At 32.0% G+C, this 19,008-nt stretch carries 18 protein-coding genes; 14 read left to right on the top strand and 4 right to left on the bottom strand.

The genetic code is table 11. The features are described 5' to 3' along the window. Positions 1–283 precede the first annotated feature (283 nt). Together DFQ10_RS15020 and DFQ10_RS15015 are read right to left on the bottom strand one after the other, a co-directional pair. On the bottom strand, positions 284–1,015 hold the full coding sequence (locus DFQ10_RS15020) for a hypothetical protein (RefSeq protein WP_115818263.1): 732 nt from the start codon (positions 1,013–1,015) through the stop codon (positions 284–286). Positions 1,016–1,062: 47 nt separating this feature from the next. Then, positions 1,063–1,674: an acyl carrier protein phosphodiesterase gene (locus DFQ10_RS15015; RefSeq protein ID WP_115818262.1), complete on the bottom strand. Its 612-nt coding sequence runs from the start codon at positions 1,672–1,674 to the stop codon at positions 1,063–1,065. 185 nt (positions 1,675–1,859) lie between these two features. On the opposite strand from DFQ10_RS15015, the gene glmM reads away from it, so the two are divergent. The 3 genes from glmM to DFQ10_RS15000 all read left to right on the top strand — a co-directional run bounded on the left by glmM (position 1,860) and on the right by DFQ10_RS15000 (position 6,454). Beyond that, a complete protein-coding gene (gene glmM, locus DFQ10_RS15010; RefSeq protein ID WP_115818261.1) occupies positions 1,860–3,248 on the top strand; it encodes a phosphoglucosamine mutase in 1,389 nt (462 codons plus the stop codon). Positions 3,249–3,307: 59 nt separating this feature from the next. Continuing rightward, positions 3,308–4,855: a T9SS type A sorting domain-containing protein gene (locus DFQ10_RS15005; protein ID WP_115818260.1), complete on the top strand. Its 1,548-nt coding sequence runs from the start codon at positions 3,308–3,310 to the stop codon at positions 4,853–4,855. Between the two features lie 93 nt (positions 4,856–4,948). After that, positions 4,949–6,454 carry an aminotransferase class V-fold PLP-dependent enzyme gene (locus DFQ10_RS15000; RefSeq protein ID WP_115818259.1) on the top strand — a complete coding sequence of 502 codons (1,506 nt, stop codon included), beginning with the start codon at positions 4,949–4,951 and terminating at the stop codon, positions 6,452–6,454. Between the two features lie 110 nt (positions 6,455–6,564). Here DFQ10_RS15000 and DFQ10_RS14995 read toward each other — a convergent pair whose 3' ends face one another. Beyond that, the gene (locus DFQ10_RS14995) at positions 6,565–7,455 is read right to left on the bottom strand and encodes a lysophospholipid acyltransferase family protein (RefSeq protein WP_115818258.1); all 891 of its coding nucleotides are present in this window, start codon (positions 7,453–7,455) and stop codon (positions 6,565–6,567) included. A 58-nt stretch (positions 7,456–7,513) separates the two neighbouring features. Between DFQ10_RS14995 and DFQ10_RS14990 the strand changes: the two genes are divergently transcribed. Both DFQ10_RS14990 and DFQ10_RS14985 read left to right on the top strand, forming a co-directional pair. Beyond that, positions 7,514–8,173, top strand: a complete 660-nt coding sequence (locus tag DFQ10_RS14990; protein ID WP_115818450.1) for a rhomboid family intramembrane serine protease — start codon at positions 7,514–7,516, stop codon at positions 8,171–8,173. Between the two features lie 118 nt (positions 8,174–8,291). Next, a complete protein-coding gene (locus tag DFQ10_RS14985; protein WP_115818257.1) occupies positions 8,292–10,094 on the top strand; it encodes a hypothetical protein in 1,803 nt (600 codons plus the stop codon). Between the two features lie 59 nt (positions 10,095–10,153). Here DFQ10_RS14985 and DFQ10_RS14980 read toward each other — a convergent pair whose 3' ends face one another. After that, positions 10,154–11,305, bottom strand: coding sequence for a TlpA disulfide reductase family protein (locus DFQ10_RS14980; protein ID WP_115818256.1), 1,152 nt, complete (start codon positions 11,303–11,305; stop codon positions 10,154–10,156). Between the two features lie 144 nt (positions 11,306–11,449). Here DFQ10_RS14980 and mnmE point away from each other — a divergent pair, with 144 nt between their 5' ends. The 9 genes from mnmE to DFQ10_RS14935 all read left to right on the top strand — a co-directional run bounded on the left by mnmE (position 11,450) and on the right by DFQ10_RS14935 (position 18,614). Continuing rightward, the gene (mnmE, locus tag DFQ10_RS14975; protein WP_115818255.1) at positions 11,450–12,856 is read left to right on the top strand and encodes a tRNA uridine-5-carboxymethylaminomethyl(34) synthesis GTPase MnmE; all 1,407 of its coding nucleotides are present in this window, start codon (positions 11,450–11,452) and stop codon (positions 12,854–12,856) included. A 271-nt stretch (positions 12,857–13,127) separates the two neighbouring features. Further along, positions 13,128–13,727 carry a helix-turn-helix domain-containing protein gene (locus DFQ10_RS14970; protein ID WP_115818254.1) on the top strand — a complete coding sequence of 200 codons (600 nt, stop codon included), beginning with the start codon at positions 13,128–13,130 and terminating at the stop codon, positions 13,725–13,727. After that, a complete protein-coding gene (locus DFQ10_RS14965; protein WP_115818253.1) occupies positions 13,720–14,859 on the top strand; it encodes a tyrosine-type recombinase/integrase in 1,140 nt (379 codons plus the stop codon). The genes DFQ10_RS14970 and DFQ10_RS14965 overlap by 8 nt, the downstream gene beginning before the upstream one ends. Beyond that, a complete protein-coding gene (locus DFQ10_RS14960) occupies positions 14,846–15,817 on the top strand; it encodes a hypothetical protein (RefSeq protein WP_115818252.1) in 972 nt (323 codons plus the stop codon). Before DFQ10_RS14965 ends, DFQ10_RS14960 begins: the two co-directional genes overlap by 14 nt. A 171-nt stretch (positions 15,818–15,988) precedes the next feature. After that, complete coding sequence (locus tag DFQ10_RS14955) at positions 15,989–16,321, top strand: helix-turn-helix domain-containing protein (protein ID WP_115818251.1); 333 nt, start codon at positions 15,989–15,991, stop codon at positions 16,319–16,321. A gap of 18 nt (positions 16,322–16,339) precedes the next feature. Further along, positions 16,340–17,008 (top strand): hypothetical protein, encoded by a 669-nt coding sequence (locus DFQ10_RS14950; protein WP_147299234.1) that lies wholly within the window; start codon positions 16,340–16,342, stop codon positions 17,006–17,008. Position 17,009: 1 nt separating this feature from the next. After that, positions 17,010–17,744, top strand: coding sequence for a hypothetical protein (locus tag DFQ10_RS14945; RefSeq protein ID WP_115818249.1), 735 nt, complete (start codon positions 17,010–17,012; stop codon positions 17,742–17,744). 55 nt (positions 17,745–17,799) lie between these two features. Then, the gene (locus tag DFQ10_RS14940) at positions 17,800–18,225 is read left to right on the top strand and encodes a hypothetical protein (protein WP_115818248.1); all 426 of its coding nucleotides are present in this window, start codon (positions 17,800–17,802) and stop codon (positions 18,223–18,225) included. A 164-nt stretch (positions 18,226–18,389) separates the two neighbouring features. Next, complete coding sequence (locus tag DFQ10_RS14935) at positions 18,390–18,614, top strand: AAA family ATPase (protein ID WP_245940733.1); 225 nt, start codon at positions 18,390–18,392, stop codon at positions 18,612–18,614. Positions 18,615–19,008 lie beyond the last annotated feature (394 nt).

The following is a 19,008-nucleotide window of genomic DNA, read 5'->3' as shown; positions in this document are numbered from 1 at the left end:
TCCTAAATAGCTTCCAAGGCTTCAGCTATTTTAAACGGATTTTTCTCATCTATACTGCCGACAGCAGGTTCCGACGCTGTCGGAATTTGGGTGTTGAGTGTTGACTATGTGTAGTGCTTAAGTTAGTTTTTGGTTTTCTTGCTGGTATTCTATTCATATGGTTTTTGGATGTGTCTCATTATTTGGTGGGCAGCGGTCTAAGTAAAAAGATTGTTTTTATGTTTGTTTTTTGCTGGTATAAACAATGAACGGTTTGTGATTTGATGTGGTGCTTATAATGCGTTTACAGTGCTAGTCCTACAACATCATCGAGTTCAATACCTAGTACTAATAGCTTGTGAAAGGTGGGGAATTGTGCTCCGCTTTCTGTTGTGGTCCAGTTTTCCCAAGTCGCCTCTAAACCTTCAATAGGTAAGATCTCTACCCACATTTGGAAGCTTTTAGGTTTGTCATTTTGGTCTAAATGCCATAAATACGAATCACCAGGTGTGCTTCCGCCAGAAGTATAGGTTACGAGTAGTGCCTTTTTATGGTCTTCGGTTTTTACTAATCTGCGTTCTACACCTGCATCAAATACCTTATAGGGAGCAACTAGCCAAAACGAATCGTTATTAAAATACCCTTCCGCTTTTTTAATGTAGTCTTGCTTTTCAATGCCGTTGTATTCTTGTTCTAACACAAACACTTTAGAATGCTGTTGGTTTTCAAGATCTAAGATTACGGTAAAGCTTTCCCAAGAGACTTCACATGTATTTTTAGACTTATACCATTTGTATTGATGTCTGTTTTTAAAGGTCCATTCTATATAATCGGTATTGAGGTAGGCCTCTTCATTTAAAGCATTTAGCATTTTTGTAGCGAGTTGATCAGCTGCAATGCCTTGCTCTCCTGTTGGTAAATCTTCATTGTATTTGAAGTACATAAAACCAAAGAGTAGGAGCGTAGGTAATGTGAAGAACACAATGACTCCACCTATTATTTTTAGCGTTTTTCTTAGTCTGCTTTGCTTTGCCATGTCTTGTTGTCCGTTATGGGTTTGGGATAGTCATTTTTGTGAGCGCTCTACGCTTTATCGGTTTTAAACTGTTTTTCAATTTCTATGCGTTTCTCTTCAGAAAAAGCCATTAGGTCTTTAAAGAATAGCGTAAAATCTGTTTCAAAGGCATCATAATGTGCTATGAGTTCCTTGGTGGCTTCATTCATTTTAGATTGACCATTGGTTCTTTTGTTCATGCCATTTAATACCAATTGTATGCCTTCAACATTCGCATAACTCAGCAACCAATTGCCTTCAATCATTATCGGTGTGAGCTTTTTAAAACGTGGTGGTAGTATTTCTATATGTTTAGAGAGACTGCTATAAAAATTATCAATATAAGTGGCAAGTGGTACATTGGAATAGGTGGTCCAGTTTTTCGCTAAAAAATGATCGAAGAATATATCTACAATCACTCCGCTATAATGACCGTAGCCCTTATGCAGTCTTTTGGTACATTGTCTAAAAAGGGGATGGGCATCCGTAAAAGTATCAATGTTACGATGTAATTGAATACCTATTTGAATCTCGGTAGGATATAACTTGTATTTATTACCTCTAATACCATCAGCAACAAAGTTTCCGATAGTGATTAATTCGTTATTTCCAGAAAGATAAATGTGTGCGAGAAAATTCATAAGTCGAAATTACAAATTCATATTGAACCATACTTATTTTTTTGCCTAATTATACTGTTCCTTTTACTTAAATGTTGAAGTGTATTATGGTTGAGGTTGTTTTTTTTCGCTTAAAAGACAAAAGTCAAGATGAGTTAAAGACCAAAATAGGATTAAGATATTATATTTGCTAAAAATTAATATTTATGACTTTAATAAAATCAATTTCAGGAATTAGAGGTACCATTGGAGGACCAGTAGATGAAAACTTAACACCAATAGATGCTGTTAAATTTGCAGCGGCTTACGGTACTTGGTTAAAATCTCAACGCGATAAAGACGAATATCTTGTTGTGGTTGGTAGAGATGCTCGTATTTCTGGTGAAATGATTCAAAGTTTAGTAATGCAAACTTTAGTAGGCCTTGGTATTGATGTTATTGATTTAGGTTTATCTACAACACCAACGGTTGAAATAGCTGTACCATTAGAACATGCAGATGGTGGTATTATTTTAACAGCCAGCCATAACCCTAAACAATGGAATGCTTTAAAGCTTTTAAATGCAAAAGGTGAGTTTTTGAATGGTGCAGAAGGACAGAAAATATTAGAGATCGCAGATTCTAATACAATGACCTTTGCTGAGGTTGATGATTTAGGAAAAATAACCGTTAACGATGCGTATATAGACATCCATATTGATGAGGTTTTGGACCTTGAATTGGTGAATGTAAAAGCGATAAAAGAGGCTAATTTTAAAGTAGTGGTAGATGGTGTAAATTCTACAGGAGGTATTGCTATCCCTTTATTATTAGAGCGTTTAGGTGTTGAAGCTGTAAAATTATATTGTGACCCAACAGGTCATTTTCCTCATAATCCAGAACCCTTAAAGGAGCATTTAGGAGACTTAGCAAAAGCGGTTGTAAAAAATCATGCTGATTTTGGTATCGTTGTAGATCCGGATGTTGACCGTTTGGCTTTTATGGACGAAACAGGTGAAATGTTTGGAGAAGAATACACTTTGGTGGCTTGTGCAGATTATGTATTGAGTAAAACTCCAGGAAATACGGTGAGCAATATGAGTTCTACACGTGCCTTACGCGATGTAACTGAAAAGCATGGTGGTACTTATGAAGCTAGTGCTGTAGGAGAAGTTAATGTGGTGGCCTTAATGAAAAAGAATAACGTGGTTATTGGAGGAGAAGGTAATGGAGGTATTATTTATCCGGAATCGCATTATGGTCGTGATGCTTTAGTTGGTGTGGCTTTATTTTTAAGCTTATTGGCAGAAAAGAAAATGAAAGTGAGTGCGCTGCGAGCCTCTTACCCAAATTACTTTATGAGTAAGAAGAAAATTCAATTAACACCTGGTTTAGATGTTGATGGTATTTTAAAAACAATGGAAGCGAATTACAGTGGAGAAAAGTTAACCACTATTGATGGAGTGAAAATTGATTTTGCAGATAGTTGGGTGCATTTACGTAAAAGTAATACGGAACCAATTATTAGAATCTATACAGAAGCACCTTCTCAAGAAGCTGCAGATGCCTTAGCCGATAAGATTATTGGAGAAATAAAGGCTATCGCCAATATTTAGTACTTTTGAACAACTTAATAAATAATTAAAAAATTAATATCAATTAAAAAATATCAATCATGAATAACAAATTACTAGTAGTAGCATTATTTTTCACTTTAAATATGTTTTCTCAATCTGGAACTTTAGATGGCAGTTTTGGGGCCAACGGGAAAGTCATCACCTCTATTAATGGAGTTGAGGACAAAGCAAGATCTGTCGTTATACAAAGTGATGGTAAAATTGTAGTTGCTGGTTATACCTTTAGTAATATTTTTGGTTTTGATTTTTTGTGTTTAAGATATAATACTGATGGATCATTAGATACTTCTTTTGGAACTAATGGTATTGCTACATTTGATTTACAAACAGGAAGTGATGACAAGGCCTATTCTGTAGATTTACAATTGGATGGTAAAATTGTTATTGGAGGTTATTCTGATGATGGTAGCAATCGTAATGCCGCAATTATTCGATTAAATACTGATGGATCTCTTGACTCAGGTTTTGGAACTTCGGGAGTTTCAATTACCAATGTTTCTAATGAAGATGAATTAAGAGTTGTAAAAATTCATTACGTTACTGGTAACATTGTTGGTGGTGGTGTATCTTATTCAGATACTGATGAAGCCAATGCTATTTTTATTAGACTGACGCCTAATGGCCAATTGGATACAAATTTTAGTAGTGATGGAAAAATCACAGGATTACCACAACCAGTATCGAGTTCTAATGGTTTTGAATTGGTGATTGAAGATTTAGCTATAAAATCTAATGGACGCATTACAGCTGTTGGTTGGATTGACGTTCCTGGAAGTGGTACTGCAGCTTTAACCGCAGAACATTACGCTTGTAGAATTAATAGTGATGGTACATTAGATGATACCTTTTCTGATAATGGTTACGACTTTAAAGTACTTACTACAGGAAATGATATTACTAGATCAATGGTTTTAAATCCAGATGATAGTTACGTGTTTAGTGGATATACTACATGGTCGTCAGTTGATTATAGAACTTATGTAGATTATACATCTTCAAATGGTACAACAACAAACAGTGTAGAAAACTGGTTGCAATTATCTACAAGTACTCAAGATGCTGGTTTTGGTATGGAGCGCGATAATTCTGGAAACATAATCATTGGAGGTGTTTCTGCAAATCCAAATACAGGAACGGCATCGTTTTTCCTTTCAAGTATTAGTGGTAGTGATTACTCACTTACTAGTTCTTTTGGAAATTCAGGATACGTTACCACTGATTTTGGAACGGTGTCTTTTGCTTATGATTTAAAAGTACAATCAGATGATAAAATCGTAATGGTAGGTTATAGTGATAATGATGTTGCCATTGCTAGATATAACGGAAATACACTTTCTACTGATGATTATCAAAAAGAAAATAATTTTTCTATATACCCTAATCCAGTTACAAACGTTTTAAATTTTAAAATGTTGAATAATGAATTTTCAAACGAAACATATAGCATCTACAATGTACTTGGAGAAACTGTTCTTGAAGGAAAAATTGTAAGCAATGACAATGCTGTTAATGTTGAGAATTTAACCAATGGTTTTTATTTTATAGGTATTGGTGATAACGTGATAAAATTTGTTAAAAACAATTAATATAGACGTTAAGGTTTGTACTTTCACTATTTAATGGTTGAAAAAGGTGTGGTTTCATCAGCCTTAAACGATTAATTAAAAATATATAATGTTATGATTTCTTCAGAATTATCTAAGTCAAAACCTCAAGAACTTGAGCAGTATTTTAGCCAGTTTAGAAGTCATATCATTGGTCAGGATCAAACCTTTGAATCTCCATATGGAGAGCAAAAAATCATTTATACAGATTGGACGGCTTCTGGGCGTTTGTACCGACCTATAGAAGATAAGATTTGTAATGTTTTTGGCCCTTTTGTAGCTAATACGCATACTGAGACTACGGTTTCTGGTACAGCCATGACTAAGGCCTATCATAAAGCTAGGCATATTATAAAAGCGCACGTTAATGCCAATGACGACGATATCTTAATTTGTTCTGGTAATGGTATGACTGGAGTGATTAATAAGTTTCAACGCATTTTGGGTTTAAAGATTCCTGAAAATTTAAAGGAATTTACTAAGATACCAGATGAAATGCGACCAGTAGTATTTGTCTCTCATATGGAACATCACTCTAACCAAACTACGTGGTTAGAAACCATGGCAAAAGTAGAGGTGGTGCCACCAAATGAAGATGGTTTATTTTGCTTGAAAAATTTAGAGACATTACTACATCAATATAAAGATTGTACTATTAAAATAGCGTCTGTTGTTGGAGGCTCTAATGTTACTGGTATTCAGATTCCGCATCATGATGTGGCAAAACTGATGCACCAACATGGAGGTGTTTGTTTTGTGGATTTTGCTTGTTCTGCTCCTTATGTGGATATGAACATGCACCCAGAAGATGAAAACGCACAATTAGATGCTATATTCTTTTCTCCTCATAAGTTTTTAGGAGGTCCAGGTACTTCTGGTGTTTTAGTTTTTAATAAGAAACTGTACAAAAACATGGTGCCAGATTGTCCAGGAGGTGGCACTGTAAGCTGGACGAACCCTTGGGGAGAGCACAAGTACATTGATAATATAGAAGATAGAGAAGATGGTGGAACACCTGGGTTTCTTCAAACTATTAAATCGGCACTTTCCATAAAGTTAAAAGAAGAAATGGGTGTTACTAATATGCTACAACGTGAGCATGAGTTGGTATCTATTATTTTTAAAAAATTAGAAGGCATACCTAATATCAATATTTTAGCTGGTCAGCATAAAAATCGATTGGGAGTGATTTCATTCTATATTGACGATTTGCATTTTAATTTGGCTGTAAAATTGTTGAATGATAAGTTTGGTATTCAAACCAGAGGAGGTTGTAGTTGTGCAGGTACTTATGGTCATTTTTTATTGCATGTAGATCAGCAAATGTCGCACGAGTTAACCAATGAAATTTCTATAGGAGATTTAGTGCGTAAGCCAGGTTGGATTCGTATGTCTATTCACCCAACAACCACCAATGCAGAAATTGAATTTGTTTGTGATGGTATTATTGATTTAGCTAAGCATCATAACACTTGGGCTATGGATTATGAGTATTCTAAGTGTAATAATGAGTTTGTTCACAAATCGTTGGTTGGAAAAGATTGCTCAGGTCCAAATATTGCCGATTGGTTTGAAATGTAATGGGTTTACTTTTTAGTATCGTATTTATTTGAAAGAACTTGTGATAATTTCAGTATTAGAATACTAAATTAAAATACTAATTCCTGGTTTAATTTGTAAGTGTTACTTTTTTAACGAAATTCTGCAGGTACCTTATCTCTATGTTTCCAACGTTTGTGTGTCCAAAGGTAATATTGCGGTGCTTCTAGAATTTGTTCTTCAAGTAGTTTGAAAAAGATATCTGTGATTTCATAATCTTTGTACTCTTTAGGGTGTTCCGTTATGGTGGTAAAGGTAGTTTCGTAATAGCCACGTTTAATTCTTTTTACACTAAAAAATACCACAGCCATATCTAATTTTTTCGCTAATATTTCGGCTCCAGTGTACATAGGTACTTTAATGCCCATAAATTCATTCCAATGAAATGCTTTGTGTGCCTTAGGTGATTGATCAGACACAAAACCATTAATGGTTAATTCACCTTTTTTCTTACTATTAAGTAAAACACCAAATGTTTCTTTTGTAGTTATAAGATGAGAATTATATTTCGCTCTAATACGTTTTACTAATTTATCAAAATGTTTATTTGCTAATCGTTTGTAAACAGCATATCCTTTGTGCTTCACATATTTTTGTAATATAAAAATCCATTCCCAACTTCCATAATGACCGCACATTAAAACAATGCTTCGTTGTTTTTCTTCTAAATCATTGATTAATTCAACATTGGTAAACTTAAAACGTTTTTTCATTTGGGCTTCACTAATAGTTAAGGATTTAATAGCCTCAACCATCATATCGCAAAAATGATGATAAAACTGACTTGTAATTTCTGCAATATCTTTTTCAGATTTATCAGGAAAAACCAATCTTAAATTCTCTTTTACAACCGATTTTCTATAACCGAAAATTCGATACATAAACAGGTAAATCACATCAGAAAATCCATAAAGTAATTTAAAAGGTAATATGGATATTAACCAAAGAATAGGGTAAACTAAAATATAAGCAATAAGTTGCATTAAAGTATGATTGCATTTAAACGCAAATATATATATTTGATTTATAAGAATGGATTTTATGGACAATTTAGATATAAGTATAGTAACCATTGTAATTATTGTAGCCAATGTTATTATGTCTTTTAAAGGATTTGATAATCGTGGTTTTTTTGAAAAATTCAAATTTAATGTAGGAAGTATAAGACGAGGAGAACAGATTAGAATGTTAAGTTCTGGGTTTTTACATGCAGATGTTACACACTTATTATTTAATATGTTTACACTTTACTTCTTTGCTGATGCTGTAATTCTGAAGCTGGGTTCTTTCAATTTCGTTATTATTTATTTTGCCAGTCTTATATTTGGAAACTTACTCTCACTTTATTTTCATAAGGATGACTATTGGTACAGTGCTATTGGAGCAAGTGGAGCAGTGACAGGTATTCTCTATGCTGCAATTCTTCTCAATCCAGGAATGAGTTTATATATGTTTTTCATTCCAATTCCAATTCCTGGCTACGTTTTTGGTATTGGCTATCTTTTATATTCCATTTATGGTATGAAAAAGCAAATAGGTAACATAGGTCACGATGCTCATTTTGGTGGCGCTGTTGGAGGTTATGTGGTTACTTTAATAATGACGCCTTCACTTTTTAAAACTGATTTGGGTTATATTGGCTTATTAGCCATTCCGATTATTATTCTGTTTGTCTTATATAAGACTGGAAAGTTAAAATAAGACTAAGAATTCATTACTAAATGGGGTAAAGTAGATTAAAAAGGTATGATTTTTATCATGTTTTTGCGAATAAGATGAAAATATATTTGTTGCTTATTTAATTTTTAAAAATTAAAAAATGGCTTCATCTAAATCACTACATAACTTCCATATTCCTGTAATGGGATTAGCTTATACCATAGATAGCCCTATTCGGGTAGCGCAATATGGTATTTCGTCCGTAATATCTATTATAGATGACGAACTCATCGAAAAAATGAATTCATTTTACAGTGAAAAATTCAGTCTTCCTTATCAAGAAATTACAAAGAAAGCAAAAGATTATAGAGCAGAACGTATTACATCTTATTTAAATTTGGTAGATACAGTTGTAAAAGATAAATTTTCACAATTTAAAACGGAATTGTCTGAAAGTAAATTAGCATTAGATAATTTTATGGCCACTTTACCTAATAGCTCCTCAATTAAGGAAGGGCTATTAAGCTTATTAGATGAAGGTACTGCCATTAAGGATACTATTAAAAATTATCTTGAAACACATTTAAAAGCTGGTGATATTGATGTTAATATCATGACCAAAGTTGATAAAGATAATTTTGAAAAAGGCGAGCAACTAGACATTGCATATAATGATGCGCATGCATCACTTAGAGGTTTTGCTCAAAGTAAACTAAGTTCATCAGTCGTACTTTCTGCAGGCATGAACCCAAGATTATACAGTTACTTTGAGAATTTTAAAGACTTTTTTCCAGATGCAAATGGTGTGCTAAAAAAGAAAATTATATTAAAGGTTAGTGATTACCGTTCAGCAACAATACAAGGGAAATTTTTAGCTAAAAAAGGACTTTGGGTTTCAGAATATAGAATAGAATCTGGTTTAAATTGTGGTGGACATGCATTTGCTACAGAAGGTTTTTTATTAGGACCAATTTTAGAAGAATTTAAAACGAAAAAGTCCGAATTAATACAAGACACACATGATGTTTTTATCAAAGGATTAAGCTTAAAAGAATTGCCTATTCCTACACAACCTTTAGAGTTAAAAATTAGCGTTCAAGGAGGAGTTGGAACTGCTGAAGAACAAGAGTTTTTATTAGACCATTATAGTGTGGATTCAGTAGGTTGGGGAACACCATTTTTATTGGTGCCAGAAGCCACTTCTGTCGATCAAGAAACTAGAGAGTTGTTAGCAAATGCTAAGGAGAAGGACTTGTATTTGAGTGGGATTTCGCCATTAGGAGTACCTTTTAATACTATTAATGGCACAACAAACGAGTTACACAAGCAAAAGCGAATAGATAATAATAAAGCAGGTAGTTCTTGTCCTAAGAAATTTTTAGCATTAAGTAAAGCGTTTGGAGCAGAAGGAATTTGTACAGCCTCTAAAAAATATCAAGATGCGATGTTACAAGAATTAGAAACTAAAAAAGTAACATTGTCTCCGGTTGTTTATGAAAATTCTAAAGCCAAGATAACTGAAAAAGCATGTCTTTGTGTAGGATTGGCGAATGCTTCATATTTAGAAAATGGCATTAACATAAAAGGACAAGAACAAGGAGTTGTTATTTGTCCTGGGCCTAATATGGCTTATTTTGACAAAGAAGTGACACTTGCTGAAATGATGAAACATATTAACGGAAATGGAGCGATACTTTCAAATTTAAATCGACCAAATATGTTTGTTAAAGAATTGAAAATGTATATCGATTATTTAAAGAACGATATAAAATCAATTTCAGAAGATCTTTCAGTTAAACAAATGAAAAAATGGAATGCCTTTAAAAACAATTTATTTGATGGCATTACTTACTATCAAAACTTATTTGCAACATCAATCTCATCAGAATATAAAGTGATTCAAACAGAACTTCAGTTTTACAAGGAAGAACTAGTAGTTGTTAAAATACCTGATTCTAATTAGTTTAGTTGTTGTGTAAGACAGTTTTTAAAAGCCTTTAGATTAAGTCTAAAGGCTTTTAATTATTTCAAAAGCGCTTCTACTTTAAGTTCTAGTGCTCTTCCTCTTAGATTTTTTGCTACTATTTTACCTTCTTCATCAAGTATGTATGTTGCAGGAATTGATGATATATTATAAAGTTGAGCAACAGGATCATTAAAATATTGCAAGTTAGAAACGTGCTTCCATGTTAATTTGTCTTTCTCAATAGCATCTAACCATAATTGTTTAGGATCTTTTTGTGTACGTGCACCATCTAAAGAGACTCCGATGATTTCCAATCCTTGGCTATGATATTTGTTGTAAACTTTAACGACGTTTGGATTTTCTCTTCTGCAAGGACCACACCAAGCTGCCCAAAAATCTATAATGGTGACTTTGCCTTTAACGTCGTTTAAAGAAACCATAGTGCCATCTGGAGCTGGTGCTTCAAAATTAGGGGCAACTTTTCCTATTTCTAAGTTGGCATTTTTCTTATATATATTATAAAGATTATCTAGTTTTGTTTTTATATCTAATCCCGTTTTAGAAGATTTTATATCTGATGATAAATCATTAAAAGCTTCCATATATTTTTCAATGTCCATTTTAGGATTGTTAAGCTCTAAACGAATTAAAAAGAGACTGAAAAAATTATCTTTATTTTCTTTTATTGCATCAATAGTGTATTGAGTAACATTGTTTTCAAGTTCAAGTAAACGTTTTGAAAGTGAATCTTGTTTGGCAACATCTTGTTGTCTTGCCGCATTTCTCATTGCCATTTTAGTAGGTAATGATTCTTTTTCAATTGCTTTATAACCTTTTTGGTAATTTTCAAAACTAATTTGCGATTTTGAACCTGTTATTGTAGAATTTAAAATATTTGATTTATCGATAGCAACATTGATTTCGCTGTTTTCTACCATTATTGGAAGTTTACCAGGAACGCTATTTATAGTAATATAGTGTAATGAAGGCAAGTCTACTCTTCCTTCAAAAGAAAATTGTTCATTTACTACCATTTTGGTGCTAATAACTTTCTCTTTTCCTTTCTCGTCAACGGCATTTAAGTGTACTCTCACGCCGTTATATACATCTTTAGCTGTGCCATTAATAATATAATCAGTTCGCTTAGGTTCTTCTTTACAACTAAATAATAAAAGACCTGCAAATACGTAAAGGAATAAATTTTTCATAATGATATAAAAGTGGTATTAAACTCAATTATTTTTAGAATTACAAATATAAAAACAAAGCATTAAAAGCAAATAGAAATGACTTTGCTTTTTAGTTAAAAGAATCCCATAATTTACAATACTTTTGCAACAAAGAATTGTACCATGCATAACGATACTATTGTAGCTTTAGCAACACCATCTGGCAGTGGAGCCATTGCAGTAATACGATTGTCAGGAAAAGACGCTATAACTATCGCTTCAAAATGTTTTAAGTCGGTTTCTAATAAAGACTTAAAAAAACAAGCTACGCATACCATTCATTTAGGTCATATTATGGATAATGATAGAACCATAGATGAAGTGTTGGTCTCTGTTTTTAAAGATCCTAATTCTTATACGGGTGAGAATGTGGTAGAAATATCTTGTCATGGCTCATCTTATATTCAGCAAGAAATTATTCAACTCTTTTTAAGGCAAGGTTGTCGTATGGCAACAGCTGGAGAATTTACGTTACGTGCTTTTTTAAATGGCAAGTTAGATTTAAGTCAAGCAGAAGCTGTGGCTGATTTAATATCTAGTGATAACGAAGCGTCTCATCAAATAGCAATGCAACAAATGCGCGGTGGTTTCTCTTCTGAAATTGCTAAGCTTCGTGAAGAGCTCTTGAACTTTGCGTCGTTGATAGAATTAGAATTAGACTTTGCTGAAGAAGACGTAGAGTTTGCCGATCGGACACAATTTAAGCAACTTATTGAGCGTATTAATTTTGTGTTGAAACGATTAATAGATTCTTTTGCTGTTGGTAACGTGATAAAAAACGGTATTCCAGTAGCTATTGTTGGTGAGCCTAATGTAGGGAAATCAACATTGCTCAATGCTTTGTTAAATGAAGATCGTGCAATTGTATCTGAAATTGCAGGAACAACAAGAGATACTATTGAAGACGAAATTTCGATTGGTGGTATTGGTTTTAGATTTATTGATACAGCCGGAATCCGAGAAACAGAAGATGTTGTTGAAAGCATTGGTATTAAGAAGACTTTTGAAAAGATAGAGCAAGCCCAAGTGGTGATGTTTTTAGTTAGTAGTGCGCAGTTGGCAGTAGATAAAGAGGCCATTAAAACCATTACTATTGAAATTGAAAAGGTAAAGAACAAGTTTCCACAAAAACAGTTGTTGGTTATTTTGAATAAGATTGATCAGATTACCGATTCTGAGTTAGCTGATATTAGAACTGCTTTACAATCTAAAGCGACTCAGGTTATTCCTATTTCTGCAAAATCTGGTTTTGGAGTAGAACAACTTACTAATAAATTACTCGATTTAATTAATACCGGAGCGCTGCGTAATAATGAAACGATTGTTACTAATTCGCGTCATTACGATGCGTTATTGAAGGCTTTTGAAGAAGTACAGAAAGTAAAAGAGGGTTTAGAAACAGGTCTCTCTGGTGATTTGTTAGCTATTGATATTCGTCAGGCCTTATATCACTTTGGTGAGATTACAGGTGAGATTACCAACGATGATTTGTTGGGTAATATTTTTGCTAATTTTTGTATTGGGAAGTAGATTTACATAACAAAACAAATTAAAACTCACGAAACCCCCATTATATTGGGGTTTTTTATTTGTTTAGTTTTTGGTGTTTCCTGTTTTTTAGTTGTTTTTTGTGCTTTTTTGTACCTGATTTGTACCTTGTTTTGTTTTTTTTGTTATGTTTGTCTTATAGATGTGTCGTATGTCGTCTAATATGATAAGTATAGAATGGTAGAGGTAATTTCAGGGCTATATAGTTATTCGTAGATGTACCTAATAATGCTAAAAATTTCAATTTAAAAGTATGCTAGTAAACAAACGATGTACATATTGTGGAAAGCAGTTTCAAGCACATACCATAAAAACTCGTTTTTGCAGTCGCAGTTGTAATCAAAAAGATTATAAGTTTAGAGCCAAGCAAAAGCGTTTGAATGAAAATATTGTAGACAAAACAGTAAATAAAATTCCTTTTAAGGATTTACTCGAAATATCTAAGAGTAAAGTCTATTTAGAGATTAAAGATTGTGCTTTATTGCTAAATGTTAGTCAATCAACTATTAGCAGATTAATTAACCGAGGTGAATTAATACACTTTCGTATTATGAGTAGAGTTTTAATTAGGCAGATTGATTTAGAAGATTACTGTAAGAAAGAATTAGTAAAAACGAGTTTAAAACAAGAATCGGTAAAACGTCCTTCGAATGAAGTTGTAAGTTTTAATAAGGATGATTATTACTATATGGGTGAAATACCTAAATATTACAAAGTGTCTTCTAGATCCATAGAAAGACATATAAAATCAAAGGGAATTGAAAAAATAAAAATCGGAAGATTTAATTACGTTCTAAAGTCTGATATTAAAAAACTATTTGGAGCACCTTCAAAAATCATAATTAATGATTAATGTAACAGTTAGAAAGAAAAAAGTAACTAATGGTAGATATAGTTTGTATTTAGATTACTATCCAGCCATTATTAATCCTAGTACAGGTAAGGAGTCTAGGCGTGAATTTTTAATGTTAAAAATATATGCTAATCCAAAGTCAGAAACGGAGAGAGCTCACAATAAAGAAACAATAGAGTTTGCAGAATTAATAAGATCCAAACGCTTAATTCAATTAAGGAACAAAGAGTATGGTTTTAAAGAAAATATAAGCTTTAATTTTAACTTTCTCGCTTTTTATGATGTTATTGCTGATGGGTACTTAAACAATGGTAGTTACAATAATTATTTATCTTGGAAGGCATCTAAAAATTATTTTGCGGCATGTTTTGGGAAAGATTTATCTACTAATCAATTGAGTCTGCTGCATATAAAAAAGTATAGAGAATTTTTATTGAGCACGGCTAATTTAAGAACTAAGAAAGGAAAACTATCGGTTAATACAGCTTCTTCTTATTATAAAAAGTTCATTCGAGTATTAAAAGAAGCCTATAAAGAAAACTTAACTGATGTCAATTTGGCGCTTCACGCCGACTACATTAAAGAAGAACAAACACATAGGGAGTATCTTACAGAGGAAGAGTTAGGTCTCTTGTGGAAAACAAATATTAAACATGAAATTATTAAGCACATGGCATTTTTTTCTACGCTAACAGGATTAAGATTTGTAGATATTGAAAACTTATCTTGGGATAAGATATTTAAAGATAAACATCAAGGTTACTATATACAATTGAAGGAAAAGAAGACAGGGAACATTTTTAACCACCCTATCTCTGAAACTGCGCATAATTTATTGAAATTACAGTCCACAAGAACAGGAAAGATATTTGTTGGTATAAAGTATTCGCAAATTGTACGTCCTCTAAAAAAATGGATTGAGGATTCTGGGATTAATAAGAAAATTTCATTTCATAATTTTAGGCATAGTTATGCTACACTGCAGCTAGCTAATGGAACCGATATATATACTGTTTCAAAATTGCTAGGTCACAAAAATGTATCTACTACACAGATTTATACTAAAGTTATGGACAAAAATAAAATTGAAGCTGCTAACAGAATAAATTTAGACTTAGATGGATTATCATAAAACCTATGACTATTTCTATAAAAAAGCACAAGACGTATCAAAGCGTATGATAATGGCTGAAATGCAGAAAGCAAAATTAAAAAATCGACCATTTTCGACTTTACACAATAAAATTATTGAAGATTTACATGATTACATTCAAATTAATTTTACTAATGATCTTAAGCTTAATTTTAATGAATCACATTCTATATTCCAAAATAAGCATACCTATTATAGTGGTACTGAAAATGAAATAGTTAAATGGATTTTAGAAGATGAAATTAACAAAGCGTTTAAAAAAAATCAAGTTAGTTCGTATAGCTCTTTTATAGCGGATTTGGCTGTAGAGACTTCTCTTAAAGTTGCTTTAAATCATTTTAATAATTATAGCGGATATTATCAATTAGTCTATGATTTAGATAAATATGAATATTTCGTCTTTAAATATTTTGAAGGTATTGCATATGAAAGTTCTATATTCTATAAAAATATGATGGATGAAAAATACCCTAAAAAGGCTATAGAACGAGAGAAGAGATTGAAAATATCGGCTTCGCATAAGTCACCAGGAAAAGAGGGTGAAAATGTCTTAGAAAAAACTATATCTGTAGAGGAGGAAGACATATTAGAATTACTTAATAGCTTCACTGATAAAGAGAAGTACTTACTAATTCATGTTATAAACAAATTAATCAGGAAACCGACAACCATACCAGTAACAGATTTAATGAAGCTTGTGAGGATAGTTGGAACCTATGAGGATTTAGATATTTTCATAAAAAATTCTAACAATGTAACCGCTTATTCAAAAGTGTCAAAAGGAGTAGGTTATTATAAGGAAGAGAAACAACTTAAAATAATTGATAGTACTATTCTAAAATTATCAACTTTCAATATAGAAGTTGTAAACCATCAATTATTAAATTTAAGGATAAAGCATCTTCAAGACAAAGAAAATATTAGAAAACCTAAATAATTAAATCAAATATCAGTTGCTTTTTTGATATGTTTATCGATATTTATAGATATTAAAATACTGAAAACAAACACTTAATAAATTCCGAACACTTTCCTACAAGATTCCGAAGCATCATTATTTTATTTCATCTTGGTTATATCATTGTCTTAAAATTTAAAACATTTAACAATGAGTAATCAGTTATTTATGATGAGCGAAGATCAAATACAAGACTTTGCAGACAGATCTTTTGAAAAAGCTAAAACCTATTTTGAAGCGCAAAAAGATACTGAACAGGAAATACCAATTCCAATAGACGATGCTACTAAAGTCGTTAATTTAACTAAACCTACAATTTACGGACTTGTCCATAAAAATAAAATTCCTTACCGTAAGAAGGGGAAGAGGCTCTATTTCCTAAAATCAGAGTTAATAGCTTGGATAAATTCAGGTAAGAGAACTAGTAAGACAACTTTAAATGAAAAAGTTGACGATTTCTTGTTTAAAAAAAGATTTCAATAATTCCAAGCAATAATCTTTATGAATACATCAGGATTTATAATGCTTAATCGCAATATAGTCGATTGGGAGTGGTACACAGACGTCAATGCAAATGCAGTTTTTATTCACTGCTTACTGAAAGTAAATTATAGTGATAAACGGTGGCAAGGCATACTTATTAAAAAGGGAGAGTTTATAACGTCATATGAGAAGCTTGCTATAGAGACTGGACTAACAATTAGCAAAGTTAGAACGGCTTTATCCAAGCTGCAATTAAGTAACGACATTCATGTTGAAACAACATCCTCCTTCACCAAAATTAGCATTGTTAATTTAAAAGAATACGTAGCCAAATCAAACCGAGAGCAAACTGACAAACCAAATGACAAACTATTTAGCATAAGCAATAGCAAAGCTTTAGCAAATTCTTCACAATCAAATGACAATCATTTAGCAACAACTAAGAGTAATAATATAATAAATAGAAAAAAAATATTTAGAGAGAAGGTTTTTGCGCACACTCAGTTTAGTAAAGAATTATTAAATGATTTTTTTAGTTACTGGAGCGAGACAGATAGAGATAAAAAGTTGATGAAACATGAAAACCAAGATTTTTTTGAAATTGACAAGCGTTTGGTGAAATGGAAAAAGAATGAAAAACCGAAATACACTAAAACTATAACTTCAGGAACAGCTTCAAATAGGTAATATGAGATTAATAAATACAGAAGGCACGGATTGCGATTTAATCTGCAGCAGAATAATAGATAATGTTAGGAAGGAAAGTGTATCTAATAAAATTAACCACCCATTTAACAAAGAATGGTTATGGGAACAATTTAAAATAGAATTTCAATCAGATACAGGTTTGCCATTCGAATACACTGAGAATTACATCAAAGAAAATCTTTCTGCAGTTTTTTTATACTTCATGAGTGATATGTCTTTTTTTAGTTGCGAAAATTTATATCAAAAGGAGGTTGCCCCTTCTTTTGACAAAGGTTTGCTATTGGTTGGAAAGGTGGGGTTTGGAAAAACCAATATAATGAAAAGCTTTGAATCCGTTTTTAAAGGATACAAGCCACACCATTTTAAAATAATATCTGTTGATGATGTAGTTGATGATTATGAGGCAATTAAGTCACAGCAAGAGAAAATAAATTTCTATAAATATTATACTAGAGGGACTATTCTCTTTGATGATTTATATTCAGAAAAATTAGCTAATAATTACGGTCAAGTAAATATCATGAAAGAAATAATTATGCGACGTTCAAGAAAAAACCTAAAGACGCATTTCACAATGAACCCTGTTGAAGGTTATGAAGATGATCCAAAAGGTAACCTTCTTGCTTTGGTAAACTTTTATGGCGCTAGGGTAGTAGATAGGTTGTTTAATATGTGTAATTATATAAATTTAAACGGTAAGAGTAAAAGAGTGTAAAAGGTTAAATAAAACGTTATTTAACGTATTAAGTATTAAAAACACCCCAAAAACTATGAAAACGACTAAAAATTGCAAGCATTGTTATCAATTGTTTGAGCCAAGAAGGAGTAATCATGTGTATTGCACCACGAGTTGTAAAACAAAAGCAAGTTATAAAAGAAATAATTACACTTATGTATCTGGGCACTATAAAAAAGAGCAGCCTATTGTGGTTAATCCAGAAAATAAGATGGTTAATACAAATGAGGTTTTAGAAAGTATAAAGGCAATAGAGGCTAGAATAGAAAACTTAAAACCATCTAATGAAATCAGTGGTGTTTCAATTTCAAATTCAGCTATTGGATCTGCAACTGCGGATGCAGCCGTTTTTGCTGTTAAGAAACTATTTGCTCCAAATTCGTTGCCAGCGACTAAAGGGGATATTTTACACCTTCGAATTGAACTAAATGCCATTAAAACTTTAATTCAAGAAAAATAAAAAATTTACATTTATTTTATGTTTTTTAATTAATCTATTCATTACTAGAATCCTTATATTTAGAATGTATTATTGTTTTTGTTGTCAATATTCCACTCTTAACTAGACTAAAGGATATTGATATCATTTAGAATAAAGGTCATAAACGAATCAGATATTAAAATATGCATATAGAATTTTTACATATTCAAAATTTTAGAAAACTTAAAAATTGTAGAATAGACGTAGCTGAAAAGGAGACAGTCTTTGTCGGTGCGAACAATAGTGGTAAGACATCTGCTATGGATGCTTTGATATTATTTTTAACGAAAAATAGAGATTTCGACTTTAAAGATTTTACACTTTCCAACTGGGCTACAATAATAGTCCATTTGTCATTTTCCGGTTGAGTGAAAACTAATACAGGAATTCCAATATTTTGAGATTTAAATAATTCCGAATAATATTTTTGGTTTTCAGTCGGCAAACTTTCGAATAAGAACGAATGTTGGGTTGGAAGGCTGTTTTTTCCAGCTTTCCATTTTAATCTTTTCGCTATATATTCATCTGTTTTCTGCATTTTCTGAAATTGGGTACAACGTGATTGTGTATGGTTAGTTGCGTGCAAATACGCAATAATTCTTTGCTAAGCAATATAGTAAAAAGTACACAAAGATCGTCGTCTTAACCAACTAGCGAAGCAATTAACTATACACGTCTTAAGTTTACAATTCATTAAATTTAAGGATAAATCAGAAAAGACAAAAGAGAGGAGTAAGGTTAATATACACGCAGAAGCTTTAG

The sequence above is a fragment of the Winogradskyella eximia genome (assembly GCF_003386165.1).
Lineage (GTDB): Bacteria > Bacteroidota > Bacteroidia > Flavobacteriales > Flavobacteriaceae > Winogradskyella > Winogradskyella eximia.
Note: the sequence above shows the minus strand (reverse complement) of the source record. Positions and strands in the feature narration are given on the sequence as shown.

Bases quoted from the DNA above. Each gene is read 5' to 3' on its own strand.
- DFQ10_RS15020 (WP_115818263.1), bottom strand. From the start codon at position 1,015: ATGGCAAAGCAAAGCAGACTAAGAAAAACGCTAAAAATAATAGGTGGA.
- DFQ10_RS15015 (WP_115818262.1), bottom strand. From the start codon at position 1,674: ATGAATTTTCTCGCACACATTTATCTTTCTGGAAATAACGAATTAATC.
- glmM (WP_115818261.1), top strand. From the start codon at position 1,860: ATGACTTTAATAAAATCAATTTCAGGAATTAGAGGTACCATTGGAGGA.
- DFQ10_RS15005 (WP_115818260.1), top strand. From the start codon at position 3,308: ATGAATAACAAATTACTAGTAGTAGCATTATTTTTCACTTTAAATATG.
- DFQ10_RS15000 (WP_115818259.1), top strand. From the start codon at position 4,949: ATGATTTCTTCAGAATTATCTAAGTCAAAACCTCAAGAACTTGAGCAG.
- DFQ10_RS14995 (WP_115818258.1), bottom strand. From the start codon at position 7,455: ATGCAACTTATTGCTTATATTTTAGTTTACCCTATTCTTTGGTTAATA.
- DFQ10_RS14990 (WP_115818450.1), top strand. From the start codon at position 7,514: ATGGACAATTTAGATATAAGTATAGTAACCATTGTAATTATTGTAGCC.
- DFQ10_RS14985 (WP_115818257.1), top strand. From the start codon at position 8,292: ATGGCTTCATCTAAATCACTACATAACTTCCATATTCCTGTAATGGGA.
- DFQ10_RS14980 (WP_115818256.1), bottom strand. From the start codon at position 11,305: ATGAAAAATTTATTCCTTTACGTATTTGCAGGTCTTTTATTATTTAGT.
- mnmE (WP_115818255.1), top strand. From the start codon at position 11,450: ATGCATAACGATACTATTGTAGCTTTAGCAACACCATCTGGCAGTGGA.
- DFQ10_RS14970 (WP_115818254.1), top strand. From the start codon at position 13,128: ATGCTAGTAAACAAACGATGTACATATTGTGGAAAGCAGTTTCAAGCA.
- DFQ10_RS14965 (WP_115818253.1), top strand. From the start codon at position 13,720: ATGATTAATGTAACAGTTAGAAAGAAAAAAGTAACTAATGGTAGATAT.
- DFQ10_RS14960 (WP_115818252.1), top strand. From the start codon at position 14,846: ATGGATTATCATAAAACCTATGACTATTTCTATAAAAAAGCACAAGAC.
- DFQ10_RS14955 (WP_115818251.1), top strand. From the start codon at position 15,989: ATGAGTAATCAGTTATTTATGATGAGCGAAGATCAAATACAAGACTTT.
- DFQ10_RS14950 (WP_147299234.1), top strand. From the start codon at position 16,340: ATGAATACATCAGGATTTATAATGCTTAATCGCAATATAGTCGATTGG.
- DFQ10_RS14945 (WP_115818249.1), top strand. From the start codon at position 17,010: ATGAGATTAATAAATACAGAAGGCACGGATTGCGATTTAATCTGCAGC.
- DFQ10_RS14940 (WP_115818248.1), top strand. From the start codon at position 17,800: ATGAAAACGACTAAAAATTGCAAGCATTGTTATCAATTGTTTGAGCCA.
- DFQ10_RS14935 (WP_245940733.1), top strand. From the start codon at position 18,390: ATGCATATAGAATTTTTACATATTCAAAATTTTAGAAAACTTAAAAAT.